Consider the following 10687-nt stretch of genomic DNA (forward strand, 5'->3'; position numbering starts at 1 on the left):
GGCCGAGACGGCCCCGACAGTCGACGAGGTTTTATCAACGCTGAGTTGAACAGCGATTACACGACGACTCCAGCGCCTGCGCCCCGCACCCGCGGAACAGGCCCAGCGGCCATGAACGGGGGTGACCGGCCGAGGCCCGGGGCGCACCGCGACGACGCACCGGGGAACGAACCGGACGCCTAGCACGTAAAAGCCCGGTCGCCAATCGACAAGCGGGCCAGAATGGCAGGACCAATGGGTTACGAGAGCGCTCTGTCACGTAACGGGACCGCGCGACGACTTTCCGTTGTCGATCCGGGCGCAAGGCCCGATCTCGCCACCCGAGACGGGTAAGAATGTTTGCCCATCCTTTACAAACCTCGGCTTGCCGCCCAATTGCCGAACTGACATACTCCCACCATCACGGGAGTCGATAGGGGGAGGTCAGCCCGGGAGAGGGCTGCAGAATTGCCGCCGACGCCGACTGGAGCGCGACTCGGAGTAACCGACCGGTCGAGCCAGCCGGTGGCACCTCGGTCAAAGCTCGATGTTTGTCGATATTTGCTAATAATGGAATGGGTCAAGAATTGCCGGTCTCCGATCTGGTCGAGCTCCGGGGCCGCGCAGGGCGAGCGGCCCATCCGGTGACCGCGGACCGCACGCTCCCCCGGAGGCGGCGTCGATGGAGCTGACCGAGCGGTCGTGCCAACTCAGCCTGCTGGAACGCCGGCTCACGGACCTGTTCCGCAACGACGCCTCGCCGACCAGCCGGACGGTGACCGTGCTGACCGGTCCGGTCGGCTCCGGCAAGACCACGCTGTTGCAGACCTTCGCCCGACGGGCCCACGACGCCGGCGCACGGGTCGTGAGCGCGAGTGCCTCCCGCGCCGAACGCACCGTACCGCTGGAGGTGGTCCGGCAACTCGTACGCGCGGCGCCGTTGCACGAGGCCGGCAGCCCGGACACCTGGGCCCGCCTCGGACGGCTGCTGGACGCGGGCGTCCTCGCCTGGACCGACGCCGACACGGAGCACGGTGACACCGCCCGGGCCACCGCCGCGATCGGGACCGCCCTACTCGAGATGGCCTCGCGGGGCCCGCTGGTCGTCGCGATCGACGACATCCACCACGCGGACGTCCCGTCGCTGCGTTGCCTCGACTACCTGGCCCGACGGATCGCCGGCCTGCCCGTGCTGATCGTCCTGACCGAGGCCCCGCGCACCCGGCCGTGGCGTCCGGACGTGCACGCCGAACTACTGCAACCCGCGAGGCTGCACCGCATCCGCCTCCCGCTGCTCACCGCCGAGGGGACGTTCCAACTGCTCGCCCAGCGCCTCGGCGTCCCGGTCGCCCGGAGCATCGCCGAGGAGAGCCACCTGATCAGCGGCGGCAATCCGCTGCTGGTGCAGGCGCTCGCCGACGACCGGGCCGCGGCGCCCCGGCCCGCCGACCGTCCGGTGATCGGGGAGTCGTTCCGGGAGGCCGTGCTGAACTGCCTGTACCGCTGCGACCACCTGGTGCTCAACGCCGCCCGGGTGCTCGCCGTGACCGGCGAGCCGCTACACGGCACCCTGCTGCCGCACCTCGTCGACGCCCGGTCGCGCACCGCGCTGGACGCCATCGACGAGTCGACCAGCGCGGGGCTGATCAACGATCAGGGGTTGCGCCATCCGGCGGTGACCCAGGCCGTGATCGACGGGATGACCGCCGAGGAACGCGTACGGCTGCATCTGGGGGCGGCCGGTCTGCTGCACGACGACGACGCGCCCCCGGTGCGGATCGCGCCGCACCTGGTCGGAATCGACGAGCTGACCGAGCCCTGGATGGCGCAGACCCTGTTGGACGCCGGCGAGCAGGCGTTGCTCGACGGCGAGGTGGACACCGCCCTGCGGTACCTGCGCCGCGCACACCGGGGTGGCGCCGGCGAGTGCCTGCGGGCGCGGATCCGGTCCGCGCTGGCGCGCGCCGAGTGGCGGCTCGACCCGCAGGCCGCGATCCCCCACCTGATCGGCGTCGCCACCGCCATCCGCGCCGGGCACCTCGGCAGCCAGCAGGCCGCCGGCCCCATCCAGTACCTCCTCTGGCACGGTGAGATCGACAAGGCCGTCGAGCTGGTCAGACACCTGAGCGAGCGGACGGACAGCGCCGATCCGCGGTCCGTGGCCGAGCTACTCGTGATCACGGGCTGGATGTCGACGCTCTACCCCGGCGTGACGGTCGACCGCCCCGCTCCCACCGTGGCCGCGCGGAACCCGCTCACGCTGGCACGTGTGAAGCGCGGAATCGAGGGGACGACCCTGCTGTCCGCCGTGCTCGAGCGGGGTGACGCCAGCGTGGTCGAGCAGGCCGAGCGGACGCTGTCCACCACCGGGCTGGACGACGAACCCCACATGTGGACCGCCGTCTGCGCCCTCATCGCCATGATCTACGCCGACCGGCTCGACCTGGCCGGCGACTGGTGCGACCGGCTGGGACGCCACCCCGCCGCCCCGCACCACCCCACCCCCTCGGCAACGCTCACCGCCCTCCGGGCCGCCATCGCCGGCCGGCTCGGTGACCTTCCCCGCGCCGACAAGCTGGCCGACGAGGCGCTGGGGCAGCTCTCGCCGAAGGGCTGGGGTGTGGTGATCGGGATACCGCTCGCCGTCCGGATCCGGGCCCTGACCTACATGGACCAGCTCGACACGGCCGCGGCCTGTCTCCAGGTGCCGGTGCCCCCGGCGATCTTCGAGACGCCGATCGGGCTGCACTACCTGCACGCCCGCGGGACGCACGCCCTCGCCGCCGGAAGCCCCGAGGCCGCGCTGGCCGACTTCCAACTCTGCGGACAGCTGATGCACCGGTGGCGGCTGGACTTCTCGGGCCTCGTCCCGTGGCGCACCGAGTCGGCCCGGGCGTTGCTCCGGATGGGCCGCCGCCAGCAGGCCGGCAGGCTGGTCCGCGACGAGCTGGCCCGGCTGCGGCCCGTCCACGTCCGGTACCGGGCCGCCGCGCTGCGGGTTCTGGCCGCCACCGAGGACGGACAGGACCGGATCCCGCACCTGCGCAGCGCCGTGCTGCTGCTGCGGCAGTGCGGCGACCGGATGGAGCTGGCGCACAACCTGGCCGACCTCGGTCACGCCTACCAGCAGGCCGGCGACCGACGGCAGGCGCGCGTCGCGACGCGGTCGGCCCGGGCGCTCGCCGAGGAGTGCGGCATCCCGATGCTGCGGCCCAGTGTCCCCACCGCCAAGAGCGGTGCCGCCGATGTCCGCGCCGGCACGGTGGTCGTGATCCAGGGGCTGACCGACGCGGAGTCCCGGGTGGCCACCCTGGCCGCCCAGGGCCACACCAACCGGGAGATCGCCGAGCAGCTCTTCCTGACGGTCAGCGCGATCGAGCAGCGGCTGACCCGGATCTATCGGAAGCTGGACGTCAACTCCCGCAACGAACTGGCCCTCCGACTGCGGCTGGACCGTCCCGGTGCGACGGTGCTGAATCCACCGTCACGGGGCCCCGACGACCCGGGCCGCCGGCCTTCCGGGCCCCGGCCGCGCTGATCCCGCCGGTCCGTCCACCCCGGCCCCCACCCCGCGCGCCTCGCCTCTCGCCGGCCGTCACGGCTCCCGCAACCCGGTCGGTCGTCACCGGACCGTCGCTGCCGGCGACCGTCGCCGCGAGTCCGCCCACCGCCACTGTCCGTGCCAACGGGCGTGCGCCGCCAGGCCCGATGTGGCACCATCAAGCTGCACACCCGACATCAGCCGTTCATCGGGGCGTCGTCTCCCCCGGCTGGCTGACTCCGACACCCCTCATTGCGATTCGCGCAACCCCTAAATGCGATCCGGGGCCGCAGGTTTGTGCGCGAAACGATGGGGTCTCGCGCCCGTTGTCGCACCACCGCGCCGGTGCCAGACTCGCCTGGACGCGCGGACCGTACGGCCAGAACGCCGGTCCGGCGGAAGATTTCCAGGTCCACCCGGCACGGCGGCCCGGTGCGCTCCACCCCTATCCGGTAGTCGCGGGTGGAGGGGCGGCTGTCCGGCAGGGGGGGCGGTGTCGGCACACCGGGGTCCCGGGCCCGCACCGCGTACAAGAAGGGCTTACCCGCTGGTGTTGGTGCAGCAAGAGGAACAGACAACCCGTCTGCGGCGCGCGTTCCGCGCATGTGAGGAGCAACAGCGCGGGCACGTCGCGCTGGTCACCGGCGCCGTCGGCAGCGGCAAGACGAGCCTGCTGGAGTCGTTCAGCGAGTGGGCGGCCGGCGCGGGCGGGCAGGTGATGAGCGCGGCCGGCTCGCGGGCGGAGCGCGGGCTCCACCTGGGAGTCGTCGGGCAGCTGTTCCACACCGCACGGCTCGCCCCGGAGACGGCGGCGCACGTCGAGAAGCTGCTGCGCGACGCCACCTTCGCCGTACCGCTGCCCGAGCCCGGCGGTGAGGCGGCCGACGGCGACCGGGCCTGGGCGCCCCTGCTGCACGGCCTCTTCGCCACCCTGCTCGACCTGACCGCCACCGGGCCCCTGATCCTCGTCGTCGACGACGTGCACCACGCGGACCCGGCCTCGCTGCACTGCCTGCTCTACGTAACCCGGCGGCTGCGCCACGCCCGGATCATGGTGGTGCTCGCCGAGGCGTCGACGCTGCGCCCCCCGCACCCGCTCTTCCGGGCCGAGCTGCTCAGCCAGCCGCACTTCTCCCGGATCGGCCTGCCACCGCTGACCGTCGACGCCGTCGCCCGGCTGGTCGAGGGCGCCGTCGACGACGCCGACGCCCGCAGGACCGCCGAGCACTGCGTGCGGATGACCGGCGGCAACCCGCTGCTCACCCGGGCGCTGCTCGAGGAGCGGGCCAGCGGCGAGAGCAGCGACGACTACGGCCCGGTCGTCGGTGACGCGTTCGACCAGGCCGTGCTCGGTTGCCTCTACCGGCACGAGCCCGGGGTACGCCGGGTGGCCCAGGCGCTCGCGGTGCTCAACCGGCCCGCGACGACCGAACTGCTCGGCCACCTGCTCGACGTGGTGCCCGAGTCCACGGTCCCGGCCGTACGGGTGCTGCGTACCTCGGGTCTGATGGAGTCCGACCAACTGCGCCACCCGCGCATCCTGCGCTCGATCCTCGGCGACATGTCGGCCGACGAACGGCGCAGCCTGCACCAGCGGGCCGCCGAGGTGCTGCACGACCGCGGCGCCGAGGCGAGCGTGGTCGCCGAGCACCTCGTGGCCGCCGGTTCGGCGGTCGCGTCCTGGATGGTGCCGGTGCTCCAGGACGCCGCCGGTCACGCGCTCGCGTCGGGCCGTCCCGACGTGGCGGCAGCCTGCCTGCGGCTGCTCTCCCGCGCCCCGGTCGACGAGCAGCAGCGCACCGCCACCACCGAGATGCTGGTGAACGCCCGCTGGCAGATCAACCCGTTGACCGTGAACGGGCAGCTGACCGAGTTGGTGCAGACGGCGCGGGCCGCCGGCTGGTCCACGGACGCTGGTCTGTCCGCCGTGCCCTACCTGCTGTGGCAGGGCCGCATCGACGAGGCCACCGAGGCGGTCGGCGCCTTCTCGGCGGACGAGGAGCAGGGCTCGGCCGTCCTGCCCGGCCGCCTGCGGATCATGCAGTTGCTGGTCTCCCTCTCCCACCCCGACCACCTGGCCAGCGTGCGGCAGACCCCGACCACCTGGAGCCGCGCCGCGAGCGCGCCCACCACGATCAGCCCGCTGCTGCAGGCGGTGACGGTGCTCGGCACCGCGTTGACGCCGACCGCCGACAACGACACCGTGGCGACCGCCGAGCAGCTCCTGCAACGGCACCACACGGATGACGGCGCCCTGGGCCTGCTGACCGCTCCCCTGCTGGCGCTGCTCTGGGCGGGCCGGTCGGACCGGGCCGCGGTCTGGGGCGACGTGCTGCTCGGCCGTCCGGCGGCCCAGCACGCGCCCGGCTGGCGGGCCGTGATCCGGGCGATCCGGGCGGAGGCGGCGTTGCGCGTCGGCGACCTGCCCGGCGCCGAGCACCACGCCCGCGCCGCCCTGGCGGACATGCCCGCCCCCGCGTGGGGAGTGGCGGTCGCCGGCCCGCTGTCCACCCTGGTCGCCTCCGCGACCGAGTCGGGCCGGTTCTCCGAGGCCGACCGGTGGCTCGCCCACCCGATCCCGCCCGGCATGTTCCGCACCCCGTTGGGCCTGCACTACCTGGCCGCCCGCGCCCGGCACCACCTGGCCGTACGCCGGCCCCACGCCGCCACCACCGACCTGCGGCGGTGCGGCGAGCTGATGCGCACCTGGGGCATCGACGCGGCCGGCCTGGTGCCGTGGCGGCTGGAGCTGGCCCGGGTGCAGCTCAGCGTCGGCAACAAGACGCAGGCCACGCAGCTCCTCCAGGAGCAGCTGCGGGTGCCGCACGGGGTCGACGACCGGACCCGGGGCCGTACGCTGCGCCTCCTCGCGACCACCGCCGCCCAGGACCACCGGCGCAAGCTGCTCTCCGAGGCGGTCAACCTGCTCCAGTCCAGCGGCGACCGGTTGGAGCTCGTCCGGGCCCTCGGCGACACCGGCCAGACGCTCCAGCGCGCCGGGGACTCCGCCCGCGCCCGGTTGCTCGTGCGCCGCGCCTACCAGCTCGCCCAGGACTGCGGGGCGTCGGTGCTGGCGCAGCGGCTGATCCGCCGGGAGCCGGGCAGCGGCCTGCCGGCGTACCCGGCCGCGGCCGAACTCCAGGAGCCGGACGACGGGCTCAGCGACGCCGAACGCCGGGTCGCCGCGCTGGCCGCACAGGGCCACACCAACCGGCAGATCTCCAGCAAGCTCTTCATCACGGTGAGCACCGTCGAGCAGCACCTGACGCGGGTCTACCGCAAGCTCGACGTGAAGCGCCGCACCGACCTGCCGTCCCGGCTCGTCGCCTACGCCGAGGCGCTGGCCGACGAGACGCAGGGCGCCGCGTCCTGACGGCCCCCGACGGGGCGCGGTGGCGAAGGCCCCGCGCCCCGTCGGCGCGTACGGCGGCCTGCGGTTCAACCGACGACCAGCCCGACGCCACGCCGGGCCGCCGCCTCGTCGCGGTGCCGCAGCACGAGATCGGCGGCGGCGGTGACCCCGCCGGCCTGCCGCATCCGCCGGCTCCACAGCTGCGCCCGCGCCCGGAACGTCTCCTCACCCAGCAGCCGCCCGAGCTTGGCGAGGACGTCCTCGACGTCGAGCGCGTCGGTCCGCTCGACGCAGAGCGCCACCCCGCTGTCGACCGCGCGCACCGCGCCGTCGGGGCAGTCCAGCCAGAACGGCATCACCAGCTGCGGTACGGCGAAGTGGACGGCCTCGTGGATGGCGTTGGCGGCGCCGTGGTTGAAGAAGACCCGCACGTGCGGGTGGGCCAGCACCCGGTGCTGCGACGGCAGCCACGCCTCCACCCGCAGGTTGCCCGGCAGCCGCCGCGGCGGCGGAAGGAGGTGCTGCTGGCGCGCGGGCACCTTCCACAGCACGGCGTGCTCGGGCCCGAGCCGCTCGGCGACCTCGACGATCGCGTCCACCTGCCCCTGCGACAGGCGCATGATGGTGCCGAACCCGACGTAGACCACCGAGGGGTGCTCGTCGAGCCATCCGGTCAGCTCCTCGTCCCCGTCGGCCGGCGGGAGTTCCCGGGGCACCACGGGGCCGAGCATCCGCAGCTTCTCCGGGGCGGTCGCGAACGGGTACTCGAAGCCGAAGACCGTGTACGCCATGAGCACCTCGGCGGCCTCGACGTAGCCCGCCGGGCGCATCTCCGCGTTGTGGATGCCGGCCGCCTTCCGGCTGTCGACGGCCGCGAGGCTACGCCGCAACCGCTCCGGCTCCATCAGCGCCCGTACGAGCCGGCTGCGGAAGCGGGTGTTGGCCGCCTGCTGCCGGGGCGTCATCCGGTGCGGCAGTCCCGAGAACGGGGCGGGGTAGCGCACCGGCAACTGCTCCTGCAGGAAGTTCGACGGCGGCAGCGAGACGCTGATCACGAAGGGCAGTCCACGGGTCTGCGCCGCGTCCATCGCCCAGCTGGCGAGGCTGTCCACCACCACCAGCGTCGGTCCGATCTCGTCGATCGCCCGCAGGCAGCGCTGGTAGAGCTGCCGCACGTGGTCGTAGTCGGTGCTGACGTCGAGGTAGCGCGCGAAGCTGGCGACCCGGTCGCTCGTGGTCAACTGCCGGTACGTCGCATCGTCCCAGGTCTCGGGTGACGACTGCGGCCGGGGCGGCCCGAGCGACACGAACGTGACCCGGCCCGGGCCGCGCAGCCCCTCGACGTCGGCCCGGCGGTCCTCAGTGGAGGCGAAGTGGACGTTGCCGACGCCGCGGGCCTTCAGCTCGCCCACGATGCTGAGCAACGGGTTGAACATCCCCGCGCTGTTGTAGGTGACGACCAGCACCGCTGGGCCGCGGTCGTCTCCGGTGGTGTCCACCGTCCGCCACTCCTTCCGCCTGTGCGGCGACCCGCGCGCCCGACCGTCACGTACGCGCCGACGGGCTGTCCGGGGAGCCGTTCGTCGGCGGCGGGTCGGATGCGACGTGTGCCGTGAGACAACGTTCGACGGAGGCTTCGATCAGACGGTTGCCGCCGCGGGGCAACCGGACGAAGGATCCCTCGCCGTCCATACAGCCTGCCACGGTCGACACGAAACGCCCACCGGTGAGATGAATTTCCTTCGCGGTTATTTCGACGCGGTGACCTGCCCGTTCACGGCGCACGCCGATGGCCCGAACCGCGGGAGCGGTTCGGGCCATCGGCGGATCGGATCCTGGGGCGGTCAGTCCATGGCGCGACGCATGAAGCCACGCATGCCGATCGCCGAGAACACCACGAAGACCCCGGTGAGGACGCACATGCACAGCCAGAGCGGCAGCGACTCGACGCCCGGCGGGCCGACCAGCGACCGGGTCGCCTCGCTGATGTAGGTCAGCGGGTTCAACGAGCAGACCACCTGGTACCAGCGCAGCGAGTCCAGGCCGAGCAGCGGGAACTGGGTCGCGCCGGTGAACATGATCGGGGTCATCACCACGGTGAACATGATCTGGATGTGCTGCGTCGGCACCAGCGTGCCGAAGGCGAGGCCGACCGCCGCACCGACCAGCGCGCCGATCGCCAGCACCGCGATCACCTTGAGGATGACCGCAGCGGGCCAGGTGACACCGAGCATGAGCATGCCGACCGGAATGAGCACCACGCCGGCGATCAGGCCGCGGATGCCGCCGAAGACAATCTTCTCGAGGGCCACCAGGGGGATCGCCATGGGCGACAGAAGGCGGTCCTCGATCTCCCGGGTGAAGGAGAAGTCCATCATCATCGGCAGCGCCGTGTTCTCCAGCCCGATCAGGAAGGCGTTCAGCGCGATGACGCCGGGCAGCAGCACGTTGCTGAAGTCGTCGCTGGCGTAGCCCAGGTCGCCGAGCACCTTGCCGAAGATCAGCAGCATGAACAGCGGCTGGATGAAGACCTGGAGCAGGAAGCCGATCAGTTCCCGGCCGGTGACGAACAGGTCCCGCGAGAGCACCGCCCGGAACGTGGCGAACTGGTCCAGCGCGCGCACCGGCGGCGGTGCCGCGGCCGGCGACGGTGCGGACGGGGGGGCGGGGGCGGCGACGCTCACCGAAGTTCCCTTCCGGTCAGGTGGATGAAGACATCTTCCAGGCTGGGCTGGCCGATGTTGAGGTCACGAACCTCGCAGCCCAGGTCGGCGAGGATCTTCATCGCCATCGGGATGGCGTTGGCCGGCTGGCCGCTGGTGTACAGCCGGAAGGAGAGCGGGGCGCCCGGATCGGCGGGCGCGTCGAGCGCCGGCGCGGGCATCGGCATCGCCGGCATGCCCGGAAACGCCGGCGCGGCGGCGGGCGCCGGGGCCGTCACCTTGAAGTGCTCCACCTGCTCCACGTCCGGGATCGACTCGAGCGCGGCCCGCACCTCCTCGGCGGGGGCGCCGGGGGTCACCACGAGGGTCAGGGTGCTGCTGCCCGGCAGCGTCCGGGTCAGCGCCGACGGGGTGTCCAGCGTGAGCAGCTTGCCGTGGTCGACGATGCCGACGCGGTCGCAGAGCTTCTCCGCCTCGTCCATGTCGTGCGTGGTGACCACCACCGTCACCCCGTCCCGCTTCAGCTCGGCGATCCGGTCGTGCACGAAGAGCCGGGACTGCGGGTCGAGGCCGGAGGACGGCTCGTCGAGAAAGAGCACCCGGGGCGAGTGCATCAGCGCGCGGGCGATCATCGTGCGCTGGGCGAGGCCGCCCGACAGGAAGTCGGTGCGGGAGTTCGCGAAGTCCTTGAGCCCCATCTGGTCCAGCAGCTCGTCCGCCCGCCGGATGCGCTGCGCCCGGGGCACGCGGTGGTACGCCGCGTGGAACAGCAGGTTCTGCCGGACGGTCAGCGCCCGGTCCAGGTTCACCCGCTGCGGTACGACCGCCAGCAGCTGCCGGGCGACGGCGGGCGCGCCGATCACGTCCGCGCCGCACACCCGGGCCCGGCCCGAGGTGGCCCGTACCCGCGTGGTCAGCACCCCGATCGTCGTCGTCTTGCCCGCACCGTTCGGCCCCAGCAGGCCGAAGACCTCACCGGCGGCGACGGAGAAACTCAGCCCGTCCACCGCCGGTGGCATGTTGGGCTGGTATTGCTTGACCAGCTCCGTGACCACCACTGCCTCGTCCACGTCGTCATGCTCCGTCCTGGAACCTCGGTCCGATAGATGTACGTGTGCCGATAGGGGGCGCTAGGGGCACGCCAGGGGCGGG

5 protein-coding genes are annotated in these 10687 nt (G+C 72.9%); 2 read left to right on the top strand and 3 right to left on the bottom strand.

Annotation, left to right across the window (positions count from 1 at the left end; translation table 11 throughout):
• Nucleotides 1-661: 661 nt before the first annotated feature.
• Both ACGFIR_RS16560 and ACGFIR_RS16565 read left to right on the top strand, forming a co-directional pair.
• Nucleotides 662-3517 (top strand): AAA family ATPase, encoded by a 2856-nt coding sequence (locus ACGFIR_RS16560; protein WP_393145779.1) that lies wholly within the window; start codon nt 662-664, stop codon nt 3515-3517.
• A gap of 559 nt (nt 3518-4076) precedes the next feature.
• Nucleotides 4077-6893, top strand: a complete 2817-nt coding sequence (locus ACGFIR_RS16565) for an AAA family ATPase (RefSeq protein ID WP_393003800.1) — start codon at nt 4077-4079, stop codon at nt 6891-6893.
• A gap of 65 nt (nt 6894-6958) precedes the next feature.
• Here ACGFIR_RS16565 and ACGFIR_RS16570 read toward each other — a convergent pair whose 3' ends face one another.
• The 3 genes from ACGFIR_RS16570 to ACGFIR_RS16580 form a co-directional block, all read right to left on the bottom strand.
• Nucleotides 6959-8371 (bottom strand): glycosyltransferase, encoded by a 1413-nt coding sequence (locus ACGFIR_RS16570; RefSeq protein WP_393003732.1) that lies wholly within the window; start codon nt 8369-8371, stop codon nt 6959-6961.
• A gap of 345 nt (nt 8372-8716) precedes the next feature.
• A complete protein-coding gene (locus tag ACGFIR_RS16575; RefSeq protein WP_393003734.1) occupies nt 8717-9556 on the bottom strand; it encodes an ABC transporter permease in 840 nt (279 codons plus the stop codon).
• The gene (locus ACGFIR_RS16580; protein WP_393145781.1) at nt 9553-10605 is read right to left on the bottom strand and encodes an ABC transporter ATP-binding protein; all 1053 of its coding nucleotides are present in this window, start codon (nt 10603-10605) and stop codon (nt 9553-9555) included. Before ACGFIR_RS16580 ends, ACGFIR_RS16575 begins: the two co-directional genes overlap by 4 nt.
• Nucleotides 10606-10687: the final 82 nt, after the last annotated feature.

Source organism: Micromonospora sp. NPDC049051 (assembly GCF_043197575.1).
In the GTDB taxonomy this organism is placed as follows: domain Bacteria; phylum Actinomycetota; class Actinomycetes; order Mycobacteriales; family Micromonosporaceae; genus Micromonospora.

What these genes read in the sequence shown, in the direction of transcription:
- ACGFIR_RS16560 (WP_393145779.1), top strand. Translation starts at nt 662, where the DNA reads ATGGAGCTGACCGAGCGGTCGTGCCAACTCAGCCTGCTGGAACGCCGG.